This window comes from Collimonas sp. (assembly GCF_039923675.1).
Lineage (GTDB): Bacteria > Pseudomonadota > Gammaproteobacteria > Burkholderiales > Burkholderiaceae_D > Collimonas.
The window spans coordinates 1-21,970 of record NZ_JBDTCG010000007.1 but is presented as its reverse complement, the minus strand read 5'-3'; the positions used below and the strand labels follow the sequence as shown (position 1 = coordinate 21,970).

31 protein-coding genes and 1 other RNA gene are annotated in these 21,970 nt (G+C 56.5%); 9 read left to right on the top strand and 23 right to left on the bottom strand.

Features of this window, described 5'->3' with window-relative positions; translation table 11 throughout:
• Nucleotides 1-36 precede the first annotated feature (36 nt).
• Nucleotides 37-1,680, top strand: a complete 1,644-nt coding sequence (gene treF, locus ABI171_RS01155) for an alpha,alpha-trehalase TreF (RefSeq protein WP_348090793.1) — start codon at nt 37-39, stop codon at nt 1,678-1,680.
• Nucleotides 1,681-1,706: 26 nt separating this feature from the next.
• Here the strand turns inward: treF and ABI171_RS01150 are convergent, their stop codons facing one another.
• Together ABI171_RS01150 and ABI171_RS01145 are read right to left on the bottom strand one after the other, a co-directional pair.
• Nucleotides 1,707-2,900, bottom strand: coding sequence for an MFS transporter (locus ABI171_RS01150; RefSeq protein WP_348090792.1), 1,194 nt, complete (start codon nt 2,898-2,900; stop codon nt 1,707-1,709).
• A 92-nt stretch (nt 2,901-2,992) separates the two neighbouring features.
• The gene (locus tag ABI171_RS01145) at nt 2,993-3,298 is read right to left on the bottom strand and encodes a hypothetical protein (protein ID WP_348090791.1); all 306 of its coding nucleotides are present in this window, start codon (nt 3,296-3,298) and stop codon (nt 2,993-2,995) included.
• Nucleotides 3,299-3,494: 196 nt separating this feature from the next.
• Between ABI171_RS01145 and vapB the strand changes: the two genes are divergently transcribed.
• The 3 genes from vapB to ABI171_RS01130 all read left to right on the top strand — a co-directional run bounded on the left by vapB (nt 3,495) and on the right by ABI171_RS01130 (nt 6,307).
• On the top strand, nt 3,495-3,731 hold the full coding sequence (gene vapB / locus ABI171_RS01140; protein WP_348090852.1) for a type II toxin-antitoxin system VapB family antitoxin: 237 nt from the start codon (nt 3,495-3,497) through the stop codon (nt 3,729-3,731).
• Nucleotides 3,731-4,141 (top strand): type II toxin-antitoxin system VapC family toxin, encoded by a 411-nt coding sequence (locus ABI171_RS01135; RefSeq protein WP_348090790.1) that lies wholly within the window; start codon nt 3,731-3,733, stop codon nt 4,139-4,141. The genes vapB and ABI171_RS01135 overlap by 1 nt, the downstream gene beginning before the upstream one ends.
• 111 nt (nt 4,142-4,252) lie before the next feature.
• The gene (locus ABI171_RS01130) at nt 4,253-6,307 is read left to right on the top strand and encodes a M3 family metallopeptidase (protein WP_348090789.1); all 2,055 of its coding nucleotides are present in this window, start codon (nt 4,253-4,255) and stop codon (nt 6,305-6,307) included.
• Nucleotides 6,308-6,359: 52 nt separating this feature from the next.
• Here ABI171_RS01130 and ABI171_RS01125 read toward each other — a convergent pair whose 3' ends face one another.
• The 20 genes from ABI171_RS01125 to ABI171_RS01030 all read right to left on the bottom strand — a co-directional run bounded on the left by ABI171_RS01125 (nt 6,360) and on the right by ABI171_RS01030 (nt 17,619).
• Complete coding sequence (locus ABI171_RS01125) at nt 6,360-7,298, bottom strand: S1/P1 nuclease (RefSeq protein WP_348090788.1); 939 nt, start codon at nt 7,296-7,298, stop codon at nt 6,360-6,362.
• 319 nt (nt 7,299-7,617) lie between these two features.
• Nucleotides 7,618-7,911, bottom strand: coding sequence for a phage protein Gp27 family protein (locus ABI171_RS01120; RefSeq protein ID WP_348090787.1), 294 nt, complete (start codon nt 7,909-7,911; stop codon nt 7,618-7,620).
• A 41-nt stretch (nt 7,912-7,952) separates the two neighbouring features.
• Nucleotides 7,953-8,303, bottom strand: coding sequence for a Mor transcription activator family protein (locus ABI171_RS01115; RefSeq protein ID WP_348090786.1), 351 nt, complete (start codon nt 8,301-8,303; stop codon nt 7,953-7,955).
• A gap of 26 nt (nt 8,304-8,329) precedes the next feature.
• A complete protein-coding gene (locus tag ABI171_RS01110) occupies nt 8,330-8,953 on the bottom strand; it encodes a regulatory protein GemA (RefSeq protein WP_348090785.1) in 624 nt (207 codons plus the stop codon).
• Nucleotides 8,940-9,006: hammerhead ribozyme type II (locus tag ABI171_RS01105), an RNA gene on the bottom strand. The genes ABI171_RS01110 and ABI171_RS01105 overlap by 14 nt, the downstream gene beginning before the upstream one ends.
• Before the next feature lie 5 nt (nt 9,007-9,011).
• On the bottom strand, nt 9,012-9,284 hold the full coding sequence (locus tag ABI171_RS01100) for an HU family DNA-binding protein (protein WP_348090784.1): 273 nt from the start codon (nt 9,282-9,284) through the stop codon (nt 9,012-9,014).
• A gap of 160 nt (nt 9,285-9,444) precedes the next feature.
• Complete coding sequence (locus ABI171_RS01095) at nt 9,445-10,065, bottom strand: DUF3164 family protein (RefSeq protein WP_348090783.1); 621 nt, start codon at nt 10,063-10,065, stop codon at nt 9,445-9,447.
• Between the two features lie 13 nt (nt 10,066-10,078).
• The gene (locus ABI171_RS01090; RefSeq protein ID WP_348090782.1) at nt 10,079-10,432 is read right to left on the bottom strand and encodes an HTH domain-containing protein; all 354 of its coding nucleotides are present in this window, start codon (nt 10,430-10,432) and stop codon (nt 10,079-10,081) included.
• A gap of 2 nt (nt 10,433-10,434) precedes the next feature.
• Nucleotides 10,435-10,698: a hypothetical protein gene (locus ABI171_RS01085; RefSeq protein WP_348090781.1), complete on the bottom strand. Its 264-nt coding sequence runs from the start codon at nt 10,696-10,698 to the stop codon at nt 10,435-10,437.
• A gap of 12 nt (nt 10,699-10,710) precedes the next feature.
• Nucleotides 10,711-10,911 carry a hypothetical protein gene (locus tag ABI171_RS01080; protein WP_348090780.1) on the bottom strand — a complete coding sequence of 67 codons (201 nt, stop codon included), beginning with the start codon at nt 10,909-10,911 and terminating at the stop codon, nt 10,711-10,713.
• A 17-nt stretch (nt 10,912-10,928) separates the two neighbouring features.
• Nucleotides 10,929-11,204 carry a hypothetical protein gene (locus ABI171_RS01075; RefSeq protein WP_348090779.1) on the bottom strand — a complete coding sequence of 92 codons (276 nt, stop codon included), beginning with the start codon at nt 11,202-11,204 and terminating at the stop codon, nt 10,929-10,931.
• Nucleotides 11,197-11,985, bottom strand: coding sequence for a hypothetical protein (locus tag ABI171_RS01070; RefSeq protein ID WP_348090778.1), 789 nt, complete (start codon nt 11,983-11,985; stop codon nt 11,197-11,199). Before ABI171_RS01070 ends, ABI171_RS01075 begins: the two co-directional genes overlap by 8 nt.
• Complete coding sequence (locus tag ABI171_RS01065; protein ID WP_348090777.1) at nt 11,982-12,182, bottom strand: hypothetical protein; 201 nt, start codon at nt 12,180-12,182, stop codon at nt 11,982-11,984. Before ABI171_RS01065 ends, ABI171_RS01070 begins: the two co-directional genes overlap by 4 nt.
• Nucleotides 12,179-12,466, bottom strand: coding sequence for a hypothetical protein (locus tag ABI171_RS01060; RefSeq protein WP_348090776.1), 288 nt, complete (start codon nt 12,464-12,466; stop codon nt 12,179-12,181). The genes ABI171_RS01065 and ABI171_RS01060 overlap by 4 nt, the downstream gene beginning before the upstream one ends.
• A 1-nt stretch (nt 12,467) precedes the next feature.
• Nucleotides 12,468-13,631, bottom strand: coding sequence for an AAA family ATPase (locus ABI171_RS01055; protein ID WP_348099202.1), 1,164 nt, complete (start codon nt 13,629-13,631; stop codon nt 12,468-12,470).
• 80 nt (nt 13,632-13,711) lie between these two features.
• Nucleotides 13,712-15,496 carry an integrase gene (locus tag ABI171_RS01050; RefSeq protein WP_348090774.1) on the bottom strand — a complete coding sequence of 595 codons (1,785 nt, stop codon included), beginning with the start codon at nt 15,494-15,496 and terminating at the stop codon, nt 13,712-13,714.
• Nucleotides 15,497-15,514: 18 nt separating this feature from the next.
• A complete protein-coding gene (locus tag ABI171_RS01045; protein WP_348090773.1) occupies nt 15,515-16,510 on the bottom strand; it encodes a hypothetical protein in 996 nt (331 codons plus the stop codon).
• A gap of 13 nt (nt 16,511-16,523) precedes the next feature.
• Nucleotides 16,524-16,841, bottom strand: coding sequence for a helix-turn-helix domain-containing protein (locus ABI171_RS01040; RefSeq protein ID WP_348090772.1), 318 nt, complete (start codon nt 16,839-16,841; stop codon nt 16,524-16,526).
• Nucleotides 16,838-17,116 (bottom strand): hypothetical protein, encoded by a 279-nt coding sequence (locus ABI171_RS01035; protein ID WP_348090771.1) that lies wholly within the window; start codon nt 17,114-17,116, stop codon nt 16,838-16,840. Before ABI171_RS01035 ends, ABI171_RS01040 begins: the two co-directional genes overlap by 4 nt.
• Nucleotides 17,117-17,127: 11 nt before the next feature.
• Nucleotides 17,128-17,619, bottom strand: coding sequence for a hypothetical protein (locus tag ABI171_RS01030; RefSeq protein WP_348090770.1), 492 nt, complete (start codon nt 17,617-17,619; stop codon nt 17,128-17,130).
• A 3-nt stretch (nt 17,620-17,622) separates the two neighbouring features.
• Here ABI171_RS01030 and ABI171_RS01025 point away from each other — a divergent pair, with 3 nt between their 5' ends.
• Nucleotides 17,623-18,045, top strand: coding sequence for a hypothetical protein (locus ABI171_RS01025; RefSeq protein ID WP_348090769.1), 423 nt, complete (start codon nt 17,623-17,625; stop codon nt 18,043-18,045).
• 284 nt (nt 18,046-18,329) lie between these two features.
• Here ABI171_RS01025 and ABI171_RS01020 read toward each other — a convergent pair whose 3' ends face one another.
• Complete coding sequence (locus tag ABI171_RS01020) at nt 18,330-18,524, bottom strand: DNA-binding protein (RefSeq protein WP_348090768.1); 195 nt, start codon at nt 18,522-18,524, stop codon at nt 18,330-18,332.
• 61 nt (nt 18,525-18,585) lie between these two features.
• Between ABI171_RS01020 and ABI171_RS01015 the strand changes: the two genes are divergently transcribed.
• The 4 genes from ABI171_RS01015 to ABI171_RS01000 all read left to right on the top strand — a co-directional run bounded on the left by ABI171_RS01015 (nt 18,586) and on the right by ABI171_RS01000 (nt 21,868).
• Nucleotides 18,586-19,026, top strand: coding sequence for a helix-turn-helix transcriptional regulator (locus tag ABI171_RS01015; RefSeq protein WP_348090767.1), 441 nt, complete (start codon nt 18,586-18,588; stop codon nt 19,024-19,026).
• 2 nt (nt 19,027-19,028) lie between these two features.
• The gene (locus ABI171_RS01010; protein WP_348090766.1) at nt 19,029-19,757 is read left to right on the top strand and encodes a hypothetical protein; all 729 of its coding nucleotides are present in this window, start codon (nt 19,029-19,031) and stop codon (nt 19,755-19,757) included.
• Between the two features lie 89 nt (nt 19,758-19,846).
• On the top strand, nt 19,847-20,725 hold the full coding sequence (locus tag ABI171_RS01005; RefSeq protein WP_348090765.1) for a hypothetical protein: 879 nt from the start codon (nt 19,847-19,849) through the stop codon (nt 20,723-20,725).
• A gap of 90 nt (nt 20,726-20,815) precedes the next feature.
• A complete protein-coding gene (locus ABI171_RS01000; protein WP_348090764.1) occupies nt 20,816-21,868 on the top strand; it encodes a hypothetical protein in 1,053 nt (350 codons plus the stop codon).
• Nucleotides 21,869-21,970: the final 102 nt, after the last annotated feature.

Sequence of the window (21,970 nt, the reverse complement as noted above, 5' to 3'; positions counted from 1 at the left end):
GCTCCATAGTGAAAATACGTCGCCATGGAGAAACGCATGACTTTAGCGGTTTCGCAACATCGTTGTTCTCGCTTCGCAGTGATCGCCGTCGCCGCCAGTCTGGCGCTTGGTGCATTCAATCCACCGGCTTTTGCCGAAGCATCTTCCGCGGTCGGATCCGTTGCCGTGTATCCGACGCCGCCATCCGAGCTGTATCCGGAATTGTTCGCGGCAGTGCAGTTCGAACATGTTTTCAAGGATGGTAAAACCTTTGTCGACGCTGTCCCGAAGATGTCTCCGGCGCTCATAGCCGCACAATACAAACGTGAAAAGGATCGCCCCGGCTTCAAGCTCGCCGATTTTGTCCAGCAACGCTTCACTCTGCCGCAAGACAACCCGGACGCCTATGTCAGCGACCGCACGCAATCGCTGGAACAGCATATTGCCGGCTTGTGGCCACACCTGACCCGGCAGCCGCAAAAAGCTGACGCCGCTTCTTCCTTGCTGCCGTTGCCCGAACCATATGTGGTGCCCGGCGGCCGCTTTCGCGAGGTGTATTACTGGGATTCCTATTTCACCATGCTGGGTTTGCTGCAAAACGGCAAGCCGCAATCGATACGCGCCATGGTCGATAATTTCGCCAACCTGATCGACCGTTACGGCCATATTCCCAATGGCAACCGCAGCTACTATCTGAGCCGCTCGCAACCGCCTTTCTATTTCAAGATGGTCGGCCTGCTTTCCATGCAGGACGAGGCCGCTGCCTATGCGCGCTATCTGCCGCAGCTGCAACGTGAATACGCATTCTGGATGGATGGCGCGAATGGTCTCAAGCCCGGAACCGCCTATCGCCGTGTGGTGGCGCTGGCCGACGGCAGCATCTTGAACCGCTATTACGATGACCGCGCCACGCCGCGCGATGAATCGTATGCGGAAGACGTTGCGTTGGCGCAGCACAGCGGCCGCCCTGCCGCCGAGGTCTATCGCGATGCGCGCGCGGGCGCCGAAAGCGGCTGGGATTTCAGCAGTCGCTGGTTCGCCGATGGCAAGACGCTGGCTACCATCGAAACCACTGCTATCTTGCCGGTCGATCTGAATAGCTTGTTGTATGGTTTGGAAAACGCTATCCGCCTTGGCTGCGAACGTGTGCACGATATGGCTTGCAGCAGCGATTTCACGCAGCGCGCAGAACGCCGCCAACTGGCGGTGCAAAAGTATTTGTGGGATGAAGCCGCCGGCCATTACGTGGACTACCAGTGGATCAAACAGCAATCGACCAACCGTCCGAGTGCTGCCACCTTGTATCCGTTATTTGTCGGTCTCGCTACACCAGAGCAAGCCGCGCGCGTGGCCGAGTGGGTGAGCAAGAAACTGCTGAAACCGTATGGCGTGGTGACGACGCCGGTCGACAGCGGCCAGCAATGGGATGCGCCCAACGGCTGGGCGCCGCTGCAATGGATAGCAGTAGATGGCCTTAACCGCTATGGTCAGACCGTTCTGGCGCGCGACATAGCTACGCGCTGGATGGGCAAGGTACAGCAGGGCTACGGCAACAGCGGCAAGCTGGTGGAAAAATACGATGTGATGGGCAGCGGCGCCGAAGCTGGCGGCGGCGAGTACGCCTTGCAGGACGGCTTCGGCTGGACTAACGGCGTGGCCATGCAATTGATGACGATTTATCCTGAACTGAAGCGTCCCTAGGAACCGGGGCGCTTCAGAACAAACGATCAGGCCGCTGTCGCGGGCTGGTCCTTAGGACCGATCAGCCACCAGATCAGCAGCCCCGCCGCGCTCAAGCCGGCGCCGGTCATCGACACCCCGAACCAGCCGGCAAAGCCGTACATGGCGGTCGACAGCAAGGAACCGCAAGCGCCGCCGATGAAATAGCAGGTCATGTAACCGGCGGTCAGACGGTTTCTCGAATCCGGATGCAAGTGGTTGATGACGCTCAGGTTGGTGACGTGCACCGCTTGCACCATCAGGTCCAGCACCAGGATGCCGATGATCAGCGCCAGCAGCGAACTTTTGGCGAACAACAGCGGTAGCCATGACAACAACAGCAAGGCTAGTCCGATGGTGGTCGACGAGCCCGCCTTGCCGCGGTCAGCCAGCCGTCCGGCATGCGAGGCAGCCATGGCGCCGGCGGCGCCGACCAGCCCGAACAAGCCGATGGTGCCGTCGGAATAGTTGAAAGGCGCGGCCGCGAGCAGGAACGAAATCGAGGTCCACAGCACGCTGAACACGGCAAAGATGATCGCTCCCAGCAAGGCGCGGATACGCAGCACCGGCTCGGCGACAAACAGGGTCAGGATCGATGTCAGCAAGCGTGGATAGCTCAGGGTCTGCGACTGATGATGGCGCGGTAGCGCCCGGCCCAGCGCGATCGCCACGATGATCATCAGCACCGCGCCAAACCAGTACACGGTTTGCCAGCCGCCCAGCGCCGACAGGTAACCGGCCACGGTACGCGCCAGCAAAATGCCCAGCAGCAGGCCGGTCATCACGTGGCCTACCACTCTGCCGCGCTCATGCGGTGCCGCCAATGTAGCGGCAAAAGGCACAAGCACTTGCGACACCACCGAAAACAGGCCGGTCAGCGCGGTGCCGATCAAGACAAAAACCATGCTCTGCGCGGTAGCCGTGATCACCAGTCCGCAAGCGGACAGCAAGGTCATCACGACGATCATTTTCTTGCGTTCGATGATGTCCGCCAGCGGCACCAGTAGCATCAGGCCGAGCGCGTAGCCGAGCTGGGCCACCGTCACGATCAGGCCGGCGCTGCCGTTGGAAATGCCGAAGCGCGCGGCGATGGTGTGCAATAGCGGTTGCGCGTAATAGTTGCTGGCCACCGCGACGCCGGTGGCGATGGACATCATGATCACCAGGCCGGCGCTGAGCTTGGTGGATTGTGGTTCTGCCATGTTGAAGTGCCTTGAAAAATACAAGCCGACACTGTAGCCCTTATCCGGACCGGCTGCTGCGCGTGCCGGTTTTCAGCATGCGCGGCAGCCGGCTAATGCGATCTTCTGTATTCCTTGTAGATCAGGGACAAGACGACAGGCAAGCCGGTGGCGTTGCCGAAATTGACCGGATCGTCGGTGCGCGGATACGCCGTGGGATAGGCGCGCAGCAGGTTCAGGTGGGTCAGGTCGAAATTGCCGGATTGCTCCAGGGCGCGCATCGCCTGGTTTTCTATTTCATGCATCAGCGACCAGGTGAGGATTTCCCCGGCATTGCGATGGCTCGGCACAAGGCGTGCGATTGTCGCTTTCAATCCTTCGGTAATCGCGTCAAGTTCAGATCTTCTAACCACTTGCATAAGAATTTTCCTCACTTCAATTTAACTGTATATACGTACAGTATAAGTTGAATCTAAGAAAAACCCTATTGTGCAAACGTAAATTTCCAACGAATATTTTGATTCATGATTGACAAGTGTGTACACACATGTATTTACATTTTATCGGGAGCCGTTTATGATGCACATATCCTACTTTCATCGAGCGATGCTGGACATGCAAACCACCAAAGTCTTCAAGAACGGCAATTCCCAGGCGATCCGGATTCCTGCAGACCTGGCCTACGAGCGCACCGATATCGAGCTTGAGATCGAGCGGGTCGGCGATGAATTGCGGATTCGTCCGGTGGGACGTCCGCTGGGCGGCGTCCTCAAGAAATTCGCGCAGTTCGGCCCGGATTTCATGGCTGACGGCCGCGGCGAGCATGAGCAAAGCGAACGCGAGGCCCTCTGATGGCGCGCTACATGCTCGACACCAATATGTGCATCTACCTGATGAAAAATCAGCCGCAGCAAGTGGCGGAGCGTTTCGCCGCGTGTTTTGTCGGCGACGTGGTGATGTCGGCGATAACCTACGCCGAACTGGAATACGGCGTCACTGCTTCGGCCAATCACGCGCGCGAACGGCAGCACCTGGCAGCGCTGATAGAAGACATTCCGGTAGCCGCATTTGATCGCGCGGCGGCGGGCGCCTACGGTCCGATCCGCGAAGCCACCCGCGAACGCAAGAAAGACCATCTCGACAAACTGATCGCCGCACATGCTCTTGCGCTCGACGTGGTGCTGGTCACCAATAATGCACGCGATTTCGCAAGCTATCCCTGCGTCAAAATAGAAAATTGGATCACATCCGGTAATGGCTGATTCGGTTATGTGACAGACGCTGGCCAGTATGAATATCTGTGCGCTAAAACAAGGCGCAAGGCATACAATAGTGGCCTCACTATCAGTCAGGAAGTCAGGATGCCCGTCGCCATGTCAGATACTCACGCCACAAATCCCCTGTTGCAAGACTGGAATACCCCTTACGGCTTGCCGCCTTTCGACCAGGTCAAGGCCGAGCATTTCGTACCCGCTTTTGAAGTAGCTCTGCCAGCCCACTTGGCCGAGATCGACGCCATCGCTGCGCAATCGGCGACACCAACTTTTGCCAACACGCTGGCCGCTTTCGATGAATCCGGCCGACTCAACAACCGCATCAGCCTGCTGTTCGAGAACCTGACCGCCAGCGAAACTTCGCCGGCTCTGCAAGTGGCAGAGGTCGAACTGGCGCCCAAGCTGGCGGCGCACAAGAATGCAATGTACCTGCATGCCGGTTTGTTCGCGCGGATCGATGCCTTGCACGCCAAGCGCGTCGATCTGGATCTGGATCCGGTGCAACTGCGCCTGCTGGAACGCGTGCACCTGGACTTTGTGCGCGCCGGCGCCAACCTGCCGCCGCAATCGCGCGCACGCTATAGTGCGGTGATGGAAAGACTGGCGGCATTGAGCACGCAGTTCACACAAAACGTCCTGGCCGATGAATCCGGTTTTGCACTGACGCTGGAAGATGAAGCGGCGCTGGCCGGGTTGCCTGCTTTCTTGCGCGCATCGGCGCAGGCTGCGGCGCAACAGCGTGGTCTGCCAGAGGGTAGCCATGTGGTTACCTTGTCGCCATCGCTGGCCGAACCGTTCCTGACATTCTCCGATCGGCGCGATTTGCGTGAAGCAGTCTGGCGCGGGCGCGTAGCGCGCGGCGCGCATGCCGGCAGCCATGACAACCGTCCGGTCGCGGCTGAAATCATGGCCTTGCGCCAGGAGCAGGCGCAACTGCACGGCTACGCCACTTACGCCGACTACCAGCTGATCGACCGTATGGCCGGTAAACCGGAAGCGGTATCGGCCCTGCTCGGCAAAGTATGGGAGCCGGCCAAAGCCAAGGCGGAAGAAGACCGCGTGGCACTGACAGAAATGGCGCGCAGCCTGGGCCAGCCGACCCCGATCGCGGCATGGGACTGGCGCTACTTGGCCGAGAAAGTGCGGCAGGCGCGCTACGATCTGGACGACGCCGAATTGAAACCCTACTTCGGACTGGAAAACATGATCGGCGCCATGTTCGATTGCGCTCAGCGCCTGTTCGGCATCAGCTTCGTCGAGCAGCACGGCGTCGCCCTGCATCATCCGGAGGCCCGCTTGTGGGAAGTGCGCAGCCGCGAGAACGCCCTGATCGGTCTCTTCATCGGTGACAACTTCGCTCGCGCCAGCAAGCGCAGCGGCGCCTGGATGCACGTCTTCCGCAGCCAGTCCGGCCATAACGGCGGCACGCTGCCGATCGTCATCAACAACAATAATTTCGCTAAGGCAGTAGCTGAGCCTGCGCTGTTGAGTTTCGACGATGTGCGCACCCTGTTCCATGAGTTCGGCCACGGTTTGCACGGCTTGCTGTCGCAGGTGAAATACGAGCGCCTGGCGGGCACCCAGGTATTGCAGGATTACGTCGAATTGCCGTCGCAGATTTTCGAGAACTGGGCCGAGGAAGAAGTCGTGCTCAAGCGTCATGCGCGGCACTTCCAGACTGGCGAAGCGATTCCGTCATCCCTGTTGGAAAAACTCAAGCGCGCGCGCCGGTTCGACCAGGCCTGGGCCACCATCATGTATGCCGGTCCGGCGCTGATCGACATGGCGCTGCATTCGCTGCCGAACGGCAGCACGGTCGACCTTGATGCTTTTGAGGCGCAGCAGTGCGAATTGCTGGGCATTCCGCAAGATATCGGCCAACGCCATTACCTGAGCCACTTCCAGCATCTGTTCGCCGGTTCCGACTACGCTGCCGGTTACTACGTGTACATGTGGGCGGAAGTGCTGGACGCCGATGCCTACGACGCCTTCATCGAGGCCGGCGATCCGTTCCAGCCGGCGATTGCTGAACGCTTGCAGCGGCATATCTACAGCTCGGGCAACAAGCAAGATCCGGCGCTGGCGTTCCGGGCGTTCCGCGGCCGCGATCCGAAGGTGGAGCCGATGCTGGCTAAACGCGGGCTGATTGCCTAGAAGATTGTGATTCCTGAGCGCCCCGGCGCTCAGGACCTGCATCAATCGTTACTTACTTCTTCCCGGAAAATGGCGAAGAAAATACCGATGCGCTGGAACTGCCGTTGCCGCCCAATGCATCATTCAATACTTTCGCCAGGCGCACGCCGGCACGGCTCAATTGCAGGGCAACCACGCTGGTGGCGTTGCTGACATAGCTGGCCGGCAGCTTGTACTTGCCGTTCGATTCAGGCGTCGGCAGTTTGCCGTAGGCGTCGGTGCGGGCCAGCGCGAAGGCTTCCAGCGACCAGTCGCGCGGCGTCTGCTGCTGCCATTGAGCGATCTCGGCGTTGGTGATCTTGGCGATCAATGCCGACGCCACCTGGCTCTGGTCGGTACCCAGCTTGTTGACGAATGCGGTATCCCAATAAGCGTGCAGTTTGCCGGAGGCGATGCCGGTGGCCGATACCGTTTCATCGTTGCCGCCGCGGTCATTGGAATCGCTGGAGTGCAGCGGCTGATGCAGATCGCCGACAAAGTGCAGCAGGAATTGCAGCGCCAGCAGGCGTTCCGCAGGGTCGGTGTTCGGGTCGCGCAATTCGGTAGTGAACTGGTCGATTTTATCCACCACGCAGTCTTGCGCTACGCCGCCAGACGCCGGGGTGTTGGCCGGCAGGCTCGGATGGCCGAAGCAGGCGGCGTCGATATCGCCATCGCTGATTTCGGTATCGACGAAATGCCAGGCTGCGGTCTCGCGATGTGAACTGCGGTACTTGTCAGCCCAGGTCGCCTCGGAGGCAATGTCGCCGGCGGTCAGGCCGGTGGCGTCGTTGGCCAGGATGGCGTTGACCTGGGAGCGGACGTCGTCGGTCAGATAGTGGTTGGCGATGGTGCCGACGATCATGTGGCCCTCGTCGCCCCAGGCCAGGGCGTTCTGGGTTGTCAGTAGCAATGGCGCGGCGCAAGCGACGCCGCTGATCAAGGTGAGGAATAACTTGCGATTCAGTTTCATGGAGACTCCATTCGGGAAAAGGGAAAAGTTTCTCTAGTACACTATTTGTCGCCCGAATATATGCCGCATTTATGACCGCAGCATGTCATTGGCACAGCAACCTGCCAGGACTGACAGGTCCACAGCAGGCTGAATGAATTTTGCTCATACAAACTTGAGAGTTTGTCGCTTGACGTAACACGGCTGAAGCAAGAAAATTGAGTGAGGGGGAATAAGATAAATGAGGACGTAGGAACGAGATAAATATCCGAAACACTCCGCGATACTCCGAAATTTGTCGTCACGGTTGTAACGCATTTACAAGAAAAGCCTCGGGATTTTAGCTGGCGATCGGTTGCTGAATTGCCGCAAGAATTTGTTCTGAACTGATCGATACAGAAGTTGTCTTCGTCTCTCCAGTCAGACAATCAATTAATACGACGATGGTTGCTCCTGGCGATACAATCCGGCGCGCATCATTTTTTTTCAATTCTACCGCATACCGGTGCAGCGACGAACGCGACACGGTCATACCGGCCTCGCGCAGTTGGGTAACGATCTCGTCATACCGGCAAAATTTGTACTGTCGCAATAATGCATCGACGGCCTGCTGCTGTTCCTGGGTCAAATACATGACCATATTTACTCTACTCATCGTTGGTCTTTTAAATATAGTTACGAACCGCCAGGTGCCGAATCGTCGTCAAACAAGCGTGGCTGCCGCTTGTCCATTTCACGCATGTGGACTCGCTTGATCAGCTTATAGATCCACTGCAGAGAGATACCGTATTTGCGTACCAGCTCCATGTGATTATTGCCCTTGAACTCGGTATAGATCTGTAAGTGCAGGTCCGACAGCTTGTAGTAATAGTCTCTCGGGATAGAAATAACTTGCCCTCCCCAATGTTCGGCCAGGTGATCGGCCACTGTGGCACCGATTAGATCGGCGATATCGGCTTTGACGCCGTGCGCAGCAGCGATTTCGGAGGCATGCGACGCCACATCGGCGAGTAATTCCCGACGCATTCCCTCCATCCGCGAGCTGCGCTTTCTCATTTTTCCCTCGCTTTTAGCCGCACCAGCAGCTGCTGAGCGGTTGTTTTGGTGATTTTTTCAGCGCCAAACCACAGTTTGGCCAGCTCGACGGCGGAACTGGACGGTGATTTGCCCTGAGCGTGTAGTCGTTGAGCCAGCGCGTCGATCTTGCGCTCATCACGCCATCGCCATTGTTTGAGTTTCTCGATCGTCACCTGGGCTTGCTGGCTATTGAGCCACTGCAGCGCATCGACCCCGGTTTCCCGCGTTACCCAGGTCGTCAGCGCAGATTCGTCGGGATTTTGCACGTAGCCAAGCGCATGCAGTTCCAGCCACAGGCCACGCATCATTTTAGACTGAGCATCGTCAGCCATCCGTCGTGCCGTGACTTTGGAACGCACCTGGAAACCTGACCGCTTCATGTGTTCCAAAGTCCTGGTCAGTTCTGGAACGCTCATCCTGGTTGTCGAATTCGGCAATTCCAAACCAGCCAGCATGGCGCGGTAGGTGTCGTCATCCATGCCCAACTGGCCCTTGGCGATATGGATCAGCTGCACCAGGCGTGCCCTGTTCTGACTGCTGTTTGCGCGTTGTGGTGTTGGATATGTCCGCATAGTTTCTCCTGGTAGGTAGCTGCTCATCAGTGCCGGGCCGCAACGCCTGGCAGACCGCGCTTTGCAGCGCGGTTTCGCCTACTGGTTACTGAATGGCGTCTTTCAACGCCTTAGCGCTCACAAACACAGCTTTGGTCTTGGCCGAAATCTCCAGCGCCTCGCCTGTCTTCGGATTACGACCGGTGCGCGCCGCTGTGACCTTGGTTTTGAGCTTGCCGATGCCAGGCAAGGTCACCTCATCGTTACCGGCCAGCGCTGCCTGGGCCGCGTCACCGGTCGCTTTGAGGATGTGTTCGATATCGGACTTGGCAAATCCCGTCTTGTCCGACACGGCTACGATCAGTTCTGCTTGATTCATGGTGTTCCCTTATATATAGATGGTGGTTAAAAGTGCCCCGTAACGTGGGGCATCCGGGTTACGCCTGATGGAAAGGACACCATCGCAACCAGCTACTGTTATTCAACCGCTGCGCCACCTGCAGCTGGGCGCTTGGCAACAAAAACCTGCTAATGCGTGTTCAAGCCGTCGCTATGTCGAGACTGATAGGAACGTACTTGTCGGTATCGCCCACGCGCTCGTAAAACCGGATGTATTGCTTGCTGCCGACCACCTGGACAGACTCGGCGATCGCTGTCATCGCCCGCTGCCAGCGCGGGTCGCTGATCTCCAGGCGGCGCAAAGCGAGAATGCGGCCGGTATTGAGGTTGCCTTCCTTGTCGGCCTGGAAAGCACCTTGCACCAGCACCTTGATTTCCGGGCGGCTCTCGCGGCTCCATTCGTCGATGCATTCGTCAATCAAGGCTTTGGCGGCCTGCAGGCGCTCATCAAAAGTGATGTTGTCGGCGCTGGCCACCGAAATCTTGATAGCGCCATCAAAGCTGTGCAACGTCACGTTGCCCTTTTTGCCACCGCGCTTGACGCCATATTCCTCGCCGGACAGCTGGACAAAGGCAGCAACATCTTCAAATACGGACGTTTTAAAGGTGGCGATGGTGTCGCTGACGGCGCGTGCCTTATCAACCAGTTCAGCAACCAGCTTGTCGCGGGTGTGATCGATAGGTTTGATCATGCTGTCAGGGATCAAATGCCCCTTGGCATCGCGTTTGTATCCATCAGGGATCGCAGTGATATCGTTCATAGTTCCATCATCCTCAAGTGTTCAAATTGAGCTGCCCCAGCAAAACGGGCAACGTGATCTTTCTCATACGCGCTTCCAGCATCAGGCTGTGCAGCGCACGGCTGCGCAGGAAGTGACAGCACTCTTCCAGCTCCGCAGCCGTTTCGGCCACGTAGTAGCCGGTTTCAGGTGCCCCAACTACGGCGACACCTTGTTCTCGCGCATCGGAAATCAGCTTGCGCAGGCTGCGTTCGGTGACGCCGATCTGCGCGGCCAGGCTCGATGCGTTGATGCCATGCATCCGGCCCTGGTGCCGTGTCGTCAAACCATGAATCAGTAGCTTCAGCAATTGATCGGGGGTATCGCGCAACGGCAGGCCGGTTTGCATGGCTATCTCCGTTCTGAAGTCGGGAGATCAACCCAGCGCGGGACGGAGATAATTCTGCCGGCGGCGTCGTATTGGCCTGGAATAAATACCCGTGCCGCCTCCAGCAGATAGACGGGTGAACCAAGTGCGATGCCGCGTTCTTCCGCCACTCTTTCCGCATCGATCTGGTCGGCATAAATAAAACGTGGCGCCAGGTTGGGTGGCAAATTGCCATTTCGGTCAAAACCCGATTCCGGCAATATCATCAAGAATTTATCGACAATCATTGATTTCTCCGGTTATGTTGGTTTAGGGCCATGCTCTGATGCATCCGGAGCTGCCGCAGTAGCATCACCTGCCTGCTGCAACTCGCGCAATGCCTCTACAGGAGCCTTTCCCATCAGCGCGGCCAGCAAATTCATGGCGTAACTGCCGGTTGCGCGAACAGTGACGCCATCGGCACGGTTCGTGACTGTGATGCGTGATTTTGGCTTTGCCATTGAAGTTCTCCTGGTCATTACTGCAAAGTCTCCGATGGGGTCGTGACGATCTTGACGCTTTTGGCGATCACGGCATCGACCGCCGCCAGCACCTTGGCTGTGTCACCGCGCATTCTTGCGACAACAATCTCTGTAAGATCGCCGGCAATGGAGACGGTGGTCTGTTTGGCGGCATTGCGCTCCCGCAATGCGCCTAGTAGCGCCGCCTCCAATTCGTCATACGTCGGCTTTTTACCCGCCGTATATCCATCAAAAATCGCCTGCTCCCAGGGCGCCATGTGCGGCTTATCCATGATTGGCTCCCAATAATCCAACGAAGGCTACCAATGCCCGCACGTGTTCGGACTCCAGCAGCAGCGTGGCGCCGTGGGCCGTCAGCACCATGCGACCAGAACGCTGCCACGCCATGATTTGCAAACTGCCGACTTGCATCGACGCTGCAATGGCGTCCTGCGTTAGATCCTCTGGCTGTGCTGGTTGCACGGACAGTGTCGCCCCAGCAGATGCTGCGAAAGCCGGAATGATTACTGGCGTCGGTGGCGTAACATCGACCCGGTGCGAACGCTTGACGCCCGCTCCATCGCCCAGGCGATAGACGTCGCCCTGGCGCACAATGCGACCAACCTTCATTGCATAGCCCAGGTACTGTTGCGGTGTATGCCGCTTGTTCAGTCCCATCGCCGCATGAATCTCGTCCGACGTGGCGACGCCGTGGCTTTGCAGGTAGTCGATGGCGATCTGTACTTTGGTTTCCGTGGGCACTGCCGGCGCTGTATTCACAATGGCTGGTGGCGCGATGACAGGTAGAGCGACGGCAGCAGCGGCAACTGTTGTGACTGTCGCCTCGGCCGGCTTGCCCCATCCCAGGAACGCCGGGTTACTCTGGAACGCATATGTCTTATGGCCGTTAGGGCCTTCCGTCTTTTCCGTCAAGACCTCACCAAGGCGTATCGCCTCGGCCAGCTCGACGTGGACCGCATCCACATCGCAGTCCGCCTGGTCGGCCAGGCGCACCAGCAGAATGCCAGGCGTCCGTTTGATCAGGTCTTTGAGCTTATTTGCTAATTCGGTCATATCCGACTCCATTTGATGGCACCGTCGTTGCTCCGGCAGGCATGCTTATCGGCAGTAGTGCATGCCTTGCCGGATTTCACAGGGATGGCCGCATACTGATCCTGGCCATGCGTGGTCGCACAGGAGCCGCACGCGATCATGGCCGCCGTCCAGAGCAAGATGCCCAGGCGGGTGTGCAGGAACTTGAGGAAACTCATAGCAGTTCCTCCACATCCAGGCCCTTCAGGCGACGATTCAGGCTCTTGCGCTTGCGCTCGTTGTTGTCCAGCAGGTCCGCACACGCTTTTTCCAGCACGGCCACATACTTTTTTTCCTGCTCCAGGGACTGCTGGATCTCGGCATCATCGAAATCCAGGCCGCGCAAGCGCCACTGCAACCGGAGGCGCCGCAATTCTCGGGTCCGTCGTTTCACGGTGCGCGGCGCCAGGGCCTTGAAGGCCCGCGCCACCAGGGCGACAATGGTCAGGTGATTGATCGCCATATCAAGCTCTCACCGCTGCGGCGATCAACTCACCGGTGATCCGTGGAGCGCCGATCTTGACCGCTTCATTCATGGCGCCGGCCACCAGGTTGTTGACGGCCAGCGGATAGCACAAGGAGGTGGTTTTAACGGCACGGTTGCCCTTGCCGCCCTCGGCTTCCGCGTGGCGCAGCCGATGTCGGATCTCGTTGACCGCGCTGGCGTCGAACAGGCTGTCAAAATTGACATCTACCCGGGCAAACTTATGACGCAGATAGGCTTCGACATGGTTGTCCAGCGGCGGCAGCGTGATCGTCTCGCAACGTTGCACGACCTCCCGCACCTCCGGGTTGGACTCGGACAGCTTCCACCCCAGCTCGGTCTGACCGATCAGCACAATGGATAACAGTTTCTTGAATCCATCCTGCAGCTCAAAAAATCGTTTCAGATGTTTCAATGTTGGGATCGGCAGGCCATGCGCCTCTTCGATGATCAAAACATGGCGGCGCCCGGTCTGTGCCGACGCCTTGAGCAAATCGTGCATCTGGTGGCCACGAGCCTCGCCGCCGCGCTTAGGCTTGGCATTCGGATCGATGGTGGTGATGATCGAGGCAGAGATGTCGATCGATTTGAGCATCTTGCCCTTGGCGTCGTTATCCTCCAGGCCAAGTACATACGGCTCGATCACGGTAATCGGCTCATGATTGACGTTGATCCACTCAATCAGGTCTTGCCGCAACGTGGACTTGCCGGCGCCAGACTCACCGATGACCGCCAGCATGCCGCCGTGCTTGGCGGTTTGCCGGATAGTGGCGCGCACGTACCGGATATCGTCGGACAAGAACACGTCGGCGTCACAGGTCATCTCATCCGTGAACGGGTCACGCGCAATCTTGAACTTGCGCCGGGCATCAGCGGTCAAGGTGTGTTTTCGTAGTAGCATGTCGGCAGACTCCTTTTCATTTGTGGATGGGCGGTCTTCCGGCGTAGCGTTGGTCTTGGCAGATGGCGCTACGTCGGATTCTTCTTTAAACAGGTTGCGGATATGACCGTTATGGCCACCGTGAGCGAACACGAATGCCTTGATTTGCGAGGTAATCACATCGCGCTCGGTCGTCCGTGGCCATTCGTCATGGTTGATGATCTGCGCCAGGGACCCCTGGCTCATCGGCCGGCCGTTGGACAAGATCACCTTGGCGGCCAGCGCCGCCTGCGGTACACGCAGCTCGACTCAGTTTCAGTGCCATAAGTACCCCTCCGGTACGGTTAAACAGCCCGCAATCCGCCGACCGCACGTTGCGGGGCAGCTTGGGCAGGATTAATAAATTGTTCGATCAACGCCGCGATCTGGTCTTCCGGCACACCGTCGGCATAACGAGCGCTCAGGAAGGCGTTTTCTTCATCCGTCAGATGGCGGCCGATGCCAGCAACGAAGCGCAGCATTGCGGCGGTGGCTGTCAGCATGGCAATTTCCGGCTTCAGATGATCCGGTGTATCGATTGCTGCACCCTGACGCGGCAAGTAGGTCGGTAAAGCGACATCCTGCAAATACGAATGGGCGTTCAGCTTGGTGGCAAATGGTGTTGCCTTCTTGTTTCTGGCTTTCTTGATCTCATCCGCGTCCATCTCTGGGTACGCCAGCGTATCCATTGCCTTGGCCGCTTGCTCAATCGCCGTATCCGGCATGGCCTTGTATTCCTCGCCGATGACGCTGCCCGACATCGCCTGGCCGAACTGATCGAAGTTGCGTTCTGGCTCGACGCGGTAGGTCAGCATCTCGCCGTCGTACCGTGGCGCCTGGATCTGGATGGCACAGTCGCCGTAGACCAATGACCGCACGACTACCGTGTCGCCGACGCTCACGCCATCCAGGCCGCGCAAGCTATACAACAGGGACCGGTCGGCATTCGGATGTTTGAAGTCGACGGTCATATTCGACTTGACCTTGCGCTCCTGCTCCCGCGCAGCCATCAGTGCACGGCATACGTCGACTGCTGGCAACAGGCGCAACTCGGCCGCTGTGATCAGCTGCCACAAGTCATATCGGGCTATCGGCTGCGCCAGCCCATCCCGACGCAAGCGCGTGTCCTGACCGGGGATCAGATTGGCGTTGTAGGCATTGGCCCAGGCAAACGCATGCTCGTTCAACTCACGGATATCGCTGACCGGCTCAAAGCGCAGGCGCGACTCGAACTGTGTTTCGATGATGTTGTTGCCAACTTCGACGCCGCCCTTGGCACGGGAATTGCCGGCTTCGTGCTCTAACGGTTGAACTTCCAAGTGGGACAACAAATTCTTGATGGCCGCGCTGGTATTGGCCGTGCCCTTGTCCCACAGTACGAATTTCGGCACGCCCTGGAACAGACGCCCTTGTTGCTGTCCCCAGGCGAACATCAGGAACTCGAACAGGCTGTGCTGATTCTCGCCTGCGGCTTCGACGTACCAGGGCACCAGCAGCCCGCTGGCGCGGTCGTACATCACGTAGCGATAGACCTTGTATTTGATCTTGGCGTAGTTCTCCAGCTTGTTCTTGTAAAATTCACGATCACGCATGATATGCTGCCGACCGTTCATGTAATAGATCAGGCACAGCGACGGATCAACCTCATGCACATGGTTAGGGTGTAAAGCGCGTAACGACTGCACCGGCGCCACGTTGCGTTGGGCGGCGACATTGAGCTTACGGTCCCGGATTAGCCTATTGAGCTGGCCATTGCTCACATTGAAGGCAATGCCGTTCTGTTCCAGCATGCCTCGTGCGGTCGTGGTAAATAGTGTCTGCTTGCCGTTGTCGCGGATCGCCTCGCGTTGCGTCGCCCCCAGCATCGTCAGCGCTGCCGCCGTCACGCTGGTGGAACCTTTGTCGGCACGGGCCTTGCGCTGCGTTGCCCAGCCACAAGACTCTTTCAACTGGCGATAGATGGTTTGTGGCGACCAGCCGAGAAAGCTGTGCGCGGCGGCGATAATGGGACCGCGCTGGCCGTGGCTGGCAGCGTCCAATTGTCGGGCCAAATCGCGCAGATAGTCGCGAATGTCGGGCGTGATTGCCATGTCCACCTCGGCCTCCTGTTATTCGACCGTCAGCAGTTGCTGACGTGCGGCGTCGACATCACCGCCGAAGCGCGTCCGCAGAGCGTGCTGTGCATTGGCCACCAAGGTGGCGGTGCGTTCAATCGCGTCCGATAGATGCAACAGCACTGTCAGCACCTCCATTGGCATATCGGCGGCGGCTTCGGGGTCGTAACCTGGTGCGTTCGCCAATTCGACTGACACCCAGCTATCCAAGGCTGTGACAGCCTCCAGGTGCCGCGCCACCAGCTGGTCGATGAGCGACTGGCGCTGGGCGATCTCTTCCTTGAAAGGCGCTACACGCTCGTCCCACGGGGCAGTACGCAGCTGGAGCTTTTCCAGGGCAATCTTGACTTGCTTTTTTTCGGCGTCAGATTTCGCAGCGACCTTGTCCAGCGCTTTGTATTCGGCTTCCAACTCCTTCACCTTGCTGGTCAGCGCCGTTTTTTCCTTGGCGTGCTTCGTGACGACGTCTTCCAGCAATTCGACCAAAGATTCCTTATCGCCAGATTTCGCCATTTCAATCAAGGCAGTTTTGTCGTCGTCAGGCAACTTTCGCAATTGACGCAGTTCGCGATATCCGGCACCGATCCGATTGAGATTCCCCAGCGCTTCTTCGCCGAATATACGAAGATTGAGCAGATCCTCATCGATCTTGGACTTAGTGCTCCCGATAATTCTGCAAAATCCTTCCCAAGTGCCGACGTCGGCAATTTCGCCACCTTCTGCATCGAGCCCTTTTTTCCCCGCAATCGCCCGGTACATCTTGGTTTCCTTGATATGGGCGAGTTTTCCCAAACTGACGACGTCGGCAAATTTCGATATTGCGCGTGCCATCTGCACCTGACCGAGTATCTGATTCATCAGATCGCGTTCTTCGGCATACGAATTTTGAATTTGCGTCAACTCTTGACCTGATGCGTCCGCGTTATTCAGCGCTACCTCGTTCATCGGGGTTTCAACGATCTTGATCACTTTGTTGCTTGTCCGTGCCATATTTTCTATCCTCTCAGTTAGTCAAAGTAAAATTGCGCTTGAGTGTTGCCAGGTCACTCTCGGCACGGCCGAAAGCGTCCATAACTCGCAATGTCAGGCGTGAAAAATGCGTCGTAATATGGAAACGACCGGTAGCGTCATCTTTCCGTACCCAGCCCTTTTCGATCAGTACGTCGGCGGTACGGGTGACATACGGCGGTGGGCACTTCAAAGCGCCGGCCAGGTCTTTATTCGACAGGCCACGTATAGGCTCGGACGACAGGATTTCCAGCATCGTCAACGCCCGCAGGATCTGCGCGCTGGGCCTGCTCTGCTCTTTGTCAGCGCTCATGCAGCCATCCCTCCAGCGGTAATTCTGAAACCGAATTCAGCGGCAATCTTTTCGCTGTCTTCCTGCGTGATGTCAAATGCTGCGGAACCTATCCACAGCATGGGGTCGTGAGTGCCCAGGTCGATTCGGCAGCTCTCGCAATCGGCGGTGGCATATGCCACGTGGTAGGTGGATTTTTGGTCATGTACGCTAGCGCTGACTGTCTCGTTGCTCATCCGAATCGTGAGCACTAGGTGCCGGCCGATGGATGGTATGGTTAGTTTTTTAGAAAACATAATCTCCCCTTTCAAAATTCAAACTCTGGCGTTGCATGTTTGCTGACATTGGCGTGATGGAAAGCGACCTGCTCAATGTGCGAGGCCAATGCATCCAAGGTGGTGCCAGCATCGGCTTTACCCGAGTGGAAGTCGGTCAGAAGCTGCATCGCCGCGCCGAAGCCGTTATGCAACGCGACCACGTCGACGTCCGTCAGTGCGCGGCCGGTCGGGATGTCGATCAGCAGCTTGCCCTTGCTAGCAGCGAACCACCGGGTAACGAAGTCGATACCACAAGCGTTCTCGTAGGCGGGAACCAGTACCGTGGGCATACGCCCGTTTTCTATCCACTTGTAGAGCGACCAGTGATCCGCTTGGCCCATCAATTCCGCGATACGCTCGATGGATAGATTGAGTCGCTCTCTGGCGTGCTCTTTGCACAGCTCCATTGCCTGGCGCAGACTGGTCGGCTGGATACGTCTCCAATTCCGGCGCGTTTTTGCGGTCACTGTTTTCCCCTTCATTTCATGCGTTCCAAACAAAAATCAGTTGTGCATCTGTTCAAGCCGATGCGGCGTCGTCAACAATGGCTGCATACCGATACACAACAGGAGATGGATATGGTCGAAACTGGAATGCTGGAAAAACTGATCGACAAAGCGATAGGCCCGTATATCGATGAATTGCGCGGGGAGCTATGGGCGCATCATTGGCTGCTGTCAGAACTGGTACGGCAGTTACCGCGTGAGTCTGTGCGTCATGTCGCGCAGGTAATGGATCAGGCTCGACTGGAGATGTCGCCTGCCGAAAAAGCGTCCGTTGCAACAGCCTGGGAGCGGTGGCAGCCGTATCTGATGCAGAGAGCCGACGTGTTAGAAGGCGATACGCCGCCACAATTTCGCCCTCACCAGCCAAGGTCTGCGCTTCGTCGGCCAGCGACGGATCGATAGCCCGGATTTCAGAAAATACATGCGACAGCAATGTAAACCTTGTGGTCGAACCGATAACTGGTGTATCTTTCCGTATGGACATACTGATAAGTTTGTCTAGTGCCGGGCGTCCAAGTGCCGTGAAATCGGGCAGAAACTCGGCCGATAGCTCGGTCGGCGTAAAATCGGACTCAGCGCGCAGTGTGATGAGGCCCTGCTGGACTAGGGGAATCAGTGCTTGGCAGACTGATTCTCCAAAATCGGCTAGATAGGCGAATGGATGAATTGGAATTGTCATGACCATCTCAGGCAGCAAGTTGGTCTGCTGGCTTCTTCAGGCCCAGTTTGACGGCGATGTCATGAGCCTTGCCGTAGTGGGCTTTGTCGAAGCCGTTTAAGACACGGTAAACGGCTTGCTGTGTGTAGCCGTTCTCGCGTGCCCATTGTGAAAATGTAATACCGCGTTGACGAAAACTTTGTTTGACTTGCTCGGGGGTCATTGGCGTGACTCCTATATATAAGTTATTTGGTTGTTCTTTGTGATTTGTTAGATTGGATTATGTGATTGATAAATCACATTGTCAAGGATATTTTGTGACTTATAGATCAATTTACGAGCGATTGAAGGAGGAGCGCAAGCGCCTCAACTTCACGCAACAGGAGGTCGCCGCGATTGCAAATGTGGAGCGCGAGACATGGAGTCGGTACGAATCCGGAAAAATTTCACCGGGAATGGAAGTGCTAGCGGCCATCGCCCTCGCTGGTGCCGATATTCAGTACATCGCGCTTGGAACGCGTTCAACTGCAGCGCTGACACCGGATGAAACCGAGCTGCTGGAGAAATACCGCAGTGCGCCGATAGCCGTCAAAGCTGCCGCGATCGCGGCGCTCATCGGTGGTTCCGCCCCGGCAAAAGCACCGCGATATACCGTTGATTTTGGCAACGCAAAAATCGGCCAATCGGCCGCTGGCGACATTGTGAATAAGGCAAGGAAAAAATAGGCATGACCGAGAAGAAAGTCGATTTCAATGGGGCTAATATTGGACAGGCAGCTGCAGGTGATGTGGTGAATGAAGGGTCACAATTTAACAACAGCAACGTCATCAACCTGCATGTGAACGGACAAAAAGATGCATCAAAATTGTCAGTGGAATACCTGACAAACCATCAAAAGCGCGCCATTGGCAAGCTCATCGAAAAGATTGTTGAGGCGACGGAGGAAGAGCCGCTGGACGTCTGGAACCAGATATTGGCGCGTACCGGCGCCAAGCAAGTAAAACTCATTCCTAAAGAGTATTTTGTCGAGCTCGATGCCTATCTCAAGGATTGGCTGACAAAGACAACACAACCGGCGCAATTTTCTTCGACACGGCCAGCGGCGCCACGCTCGCATCGAACCATACCGCGCTCGTATTTTCTGGTGTCTGTTGCGCTTGGGATCGCGATAAGCGTCGCCGCTGCTGCATTGGTCGTACAAAATTTTTCTCTGGAACAGCGGCTGCAGGCCGCTACTACGCGCTTGACCGTATGCGAATTTGGCGGAGCATACTATTCGGTCGGCAGCGTCGCAGATATCAAGGGCTCTCCTGGCGCGACATGTACGATGGTGAAAGACGATCTCCCTCCACAGTGGAATGTGGCGAAGCAGAAAATAGACAAAAAGTCGTCGGTAGCCAGAAATCCAATACGCCGGAAACCAGCCAGCGAGGTAGCAGATCCGGCGCCACTCTAGGATAGCGACGAGTATCTTGGCTGTGAATAGACACTGATGTTTGCCGCACCCGAAAATTGTTTCATATCTTACGATTAGTGGAGAGCTCCTTGAGTCTAAATCATGGATCGCGCATCATTGCCAACCCCAAAGTCCAATATGTGTCTGGCAAAAAAGGGATAGGTATCTATCAACTCTGCTTTGGCATTCAGTTTGGCATTCCGAGTTGGCCGAACGAGTCAAATACGGCTATTTTACGAAACGTGCGGTTGCGCATATCAGCAGGAGCAAAGCACAGTGACCTGCATTTCCTGGGTATGGCGGAGACGGCGTCGTCGTTTACCATACAACCAAATCAGCATTCGCAACAACAGGAGCTATTGTTTGAGCTCAATCTAACTCCGCAACAACTGTTCGCTCTGGATGAAATTCAGAACGGTGCCGGACTGTACTTTACGGTTCATCTATACGGCGAAACGGTGGGGATGTCTGGGACATTACCTGCCCATGATGATATCAATCATCACGTCACCCTCAGTGATTGGGCTCGTGTTCTCCACGAACTAAATTATGCCGACATTCTTGTCATAGGAGTCGCACTTCCGCGAGTGATGCAGGACAGTAAAATGTATCCAGCAGTTACGCTTATACGCCAAGCGAATGAAGATCTGCATTCCGGGCGCTATGACGCCGTTGTAACTCGATGTCGTTTGGCGCTCGATAGCGTATACGCTGCCATGACCGAAAAGGAATCGGTCAATGTTGCCATCGAAAAATTTAAGACAAAAAAGAGGACGATGACAAAATTTGAACGCGAGCTTTTGATTGTGGAGGCAGCGAGACATTACACTCAGCCTGCCCATCATGTCGACGACGACGATGGTAATCCCGAGTGGTACAGCCGAAGCGATGCGCTATTGATCTTAGGGGTTGCTGCGGCTGCAGTTTGTAGCGCAGTTAGTCGGGCAGCGGCGCCTGCAGTTATTTAGCGGACTGTATGATACCTGGCTCAATTCTTTAGATCAAATGTGGACTAGGACACATTTGACTTTCTCCACCCTACGATTGAAAAGATACTCATGGCTCTCTACGAACTTTCTGCTCCCTCTTTAAATGAAATTCCTGTCTCTACTTACAGCGCACTCAAACTTCGCGAGCGTGAAGACATTCAAGGAGTGATTCGGGATCACATCCAGGTTGTTCTACCTGACCTGATGGTGCTTACGGAAGAATTTGGGGATTGGGAGGATAGTAGGCGACGCATTGATCTGCTCTGCCTGGACGTCGATAGCCAATTGGTTGTCGTCGAATTGAAGCGGACCGAAGACGGCGGACATATGGAGTTGCAAGCTTTGCGTTACGCTGCGATGGTCTCTACAATGCGTTTCGACCAAGCTGTCGAGGCACATCGCAAGTATCTTACCTCGCGTGGCCTTTCACCCGAGACGGCTGAGCCGTCTATTCGAAACTTCCTCGATATCCCCGAAGGCCCAGTCTCTTTGGCGGCCAAAGTCCGAATCGCATTAGTTTCAGCCGATTTTTCTAAGGAAATTACTTCCACGGTTCTTTGGCTTAATGCGCAAGGACTCGACCTTACATGTATCCGTGCCCGCCCTCACTCGTTCAGAGGCCACGTGCTGATGGATGTTCAGCAAGTTATTCCTTTGCCCGAATCTGCAGAGTATCAAATAGCCATACGGGAAAAGACGATTGAAAGTGCTGTCGCCGAAACACACGGGCGCGATTTCACCCGCTATTTCGTTCGTACAAAGTCGGGCCACGATCATACGAATCTTCCAAAGCGGTGGTTGGTCTTCCATGTAGTCCAGGAGGCGATTCGGTTGGGCGTAAGTCCGGATACCATCCGCGAGGCAGTATTGTGGCGAAATACAGGCATATTTGTCTCAGCTGATGGCGATCTTTCTGGCGAACAGTTGATGGCGACTGTTCCACGGAAGTCGAAAAATCGCTTTTTCTGTGAAGATGACGAGGTTTTTCATGTAGACGGAAAAACATACGCTCTCAGCAATCAGTGGGGCGGCAGAACGTTAGAGGCCGTTTCTGCTATCGTGGCCAAATTGCCGCAAGAACACGGGCTAAGCTACGAGGAGGGTGTAAATAATTTTGTGTAAACGGTCATTTGGCAGGACACTGCCGCCATCAAGGAGAAACAATGACCGTCGCAACGCGTAACAAACGGGCCAAGCCCGATCCAGAACTGCTGAAACTGGCTG

What these genes read in the sequence shown, in the direction of transcription:
- ABI171_RS01125 (WP_348090788.1), bottom strand. Translation starts at nt 7,298, where the DNA reads ATGAAACTGAATCGCAAGTTATTCCTCACCTTGATCAGCGGCGTCGCT.
- ABI171_RS01065 (WP_348090777.1), bottom strand. Translation starts at nt 12,182, where the DNA reads ATGAGTTTCCTCAAGTTCCTGCACACCCGCCTGGGCATCTTGCTCTGG.
- ABI171_RS01080 (WP_348090780.1), bottom strand. Translation starts at nt 10,911, where the DNA reads ATGGCAAAGCCAAAATCACGCATCACAGTCACGAACCGTGCCGATGGC.
- ABI171_RS01130 (WP_348090789.1), top strand. Translation starts at nt 4,253, where the DNA reads ATGTCAGATACTCACGCCACAAATCCCCTGTTGCAAGACTGGAATACC.
- ABI171_RS01145 (WP_348090791.1), bottom strand. Translation starts at nt 3,298, where the DNA reads ATGCAAGTGGTTAGAAGATCTGAACTTGACGCGATTACCGAAGGATTG.
- ABI171_RS01095 (WP_348090783.1), bottom strand. Translation starts at nt 10,065, where the DNA reads ATGAACGATATCACTGCGATCCCTGATGGATACAAACGCGATGCCAAG.
- ABI171_RS01060 (WP_348090776.1), bottom strand. Translation starts at nt 12,466, where the DNA reads ATGGCGATCAATCACCTGACCATTGTCGCCCTGGTGGCGCGGGCCTTC.
- ABI171_RS01035 (WP_348090771.1), bottom strand. Translation starts at nt 17,116, where the DNA reads ATGTTTTCTAAAAAACTAACCATACCATCCATCGGCCGGCACCTAGTG.
- ABI171_RS01120 (WP_348090787.1), bottom strand. Translation starts at nt 7,911, where the DNA reads ATGTATTTGACCCAGGAACAGCAGCAGGCCGTCGATGCATTATTGCGA.
- ABI171_RS01115 (WP_348090786.1), bottom strand. Translation starts at nt 8,303, where the DNA reads ATGCGTCGGGAATTACTCGCCGATGTGGCGTCGCATGCCTCCGAAATC.
- ABI171_RS01150 (WP_348090792.1), bottom strand. Translation starts at nt 2,900, where the DNA reads ATGGCAGAACCACAATCCACCAAGCTCAGCGCCGGCCTGGTGATCATG.
- ABI171_RS01025 (WP_348090769.1), top strand. Translation starts at nt 17,623, where the DNA reads ATGCGTTCCAAACAAAAATCAGTTGTGCATCTGTTCAAGCCGATGCGG.
- ABI171_RS01010 (WP_348090766.1), top strand. Translation starts at nt 19,029, where the DNA reads ATGACCGAGAAGAAAGTCGATTTCAATGGGGCTAATATTGGACAGGCA.
- ABI171_RS01040 (WP_348090772.1), bottom strand. Translation starts at nt 16,841, where the DNA reads ATGAGCGCTGACAAAGAGCAGAGCAGGCCCAGCGCGCAGATCCTGCGG.
- ABI171_RS01135 (WP_348090790.1), top strand. Translation starts at nt 3,731, where the DNA reads ATGGCGCGCTACATGCTCGACACCAATATGTGCATCTACCTGATGAAA.
- treF (WP_348090793.1), top strand. Translation starts at nt 37, where the DNA reads ATGACTTTAGCGGTTTCGCAACATCGTTGTTCTCGCTTCGCAGTGATC.
- ABI171_RS01110 (WP_348090785.1), bottom strand. Translation starts at nt 8,953, where the DNA reads ATGAGCAGCTACCTACCAGGAGAAACTATGCGGACATATCCAACACCA.
- ABI171_RS01085 (WP_348090781.1), bottom strand. Translation starts at nt 10,698, where the DNA reads ATGATTGTCGATAAATTCTTGATGATATTGCCGGAATCGGGTTTTGAC.
- ABI171_RS01000 (WP_348090764.1), top strand. Translation starts at nt 20,816, where the DNA reads ATGGCTCTCTACGAACTTTCTGCTCCCTCTTTAAATGAAATTCCTGTC.
- ABI171_RS01045 (WP_348090773.1), bottom strand. Translation starts at nt 16,510, where the DNA reads ATGGCACGGACAAGCAACAAAGTGATCAAGATCGTTGAAACCCCGATG.
- vapB (WP_348090852.1), top strand. Translation starts at nt 3,495, where the DNA reads ATGCAAACCACCAAAGTCTTCAAGAACGGCAATTCCCAGGCGATCCGG.
- ABI171_RS01050 (WP_348090774.1), bottom strand. Translation starts at nt 15,496, where the DNA reads ATGGCAATCACGCCCGACATTCGCGACTATCTGCGCGATTTGGCCCGA.
- ABI171_RS01020 (WP_348090768.1), bottom strand. Translation starts at nt 18,524, where the DNA reads ATGACCCCCGAGCAAGTCAAACAAAGTTTTCGTCAACGCGGTATTACA.
- ABI171_RS01030 (WP_348090770.1), bottom strand. Translation starts at nt 17,619, where the DNA reads ATGAAGGGGAAAACAGTGACCGCAAAAACGCGCCGGAATTGGAGACGT.
- ABI171_RS01070 (WP_348090778.1), bottom strand. Translation starts at nt 11,985, where the DNA reads ATGACCGAATTAGCAAATAAGCTCAAAGACCTGATCAAACGGACGCCT.
- ABI171_RS01090 (WP_348090782.1), bottom strand. Translation starts at nt 10,432, where the DNA reads ATGCAAACCGGCCTGCCGTTGCGCGATACCCCCGATCAATTGCTGAAG.
- ABI171_RS01075 (WP_348090779.1), bottom strand. Translation starts at nt 11,204, where the DNA reads ATGGATAAGCCGCACATGGCGCCCTGGGAGCAGGCGATTTTTGATGGA.
- ABI171_RS01100 (WP_348090784.1), bottom strand. Translation starts at nt 9,284, where the DNA reads ATGAATCAAGCAGAACTGATCGTAGCCGTGTCGGACAAGACGGGATTT.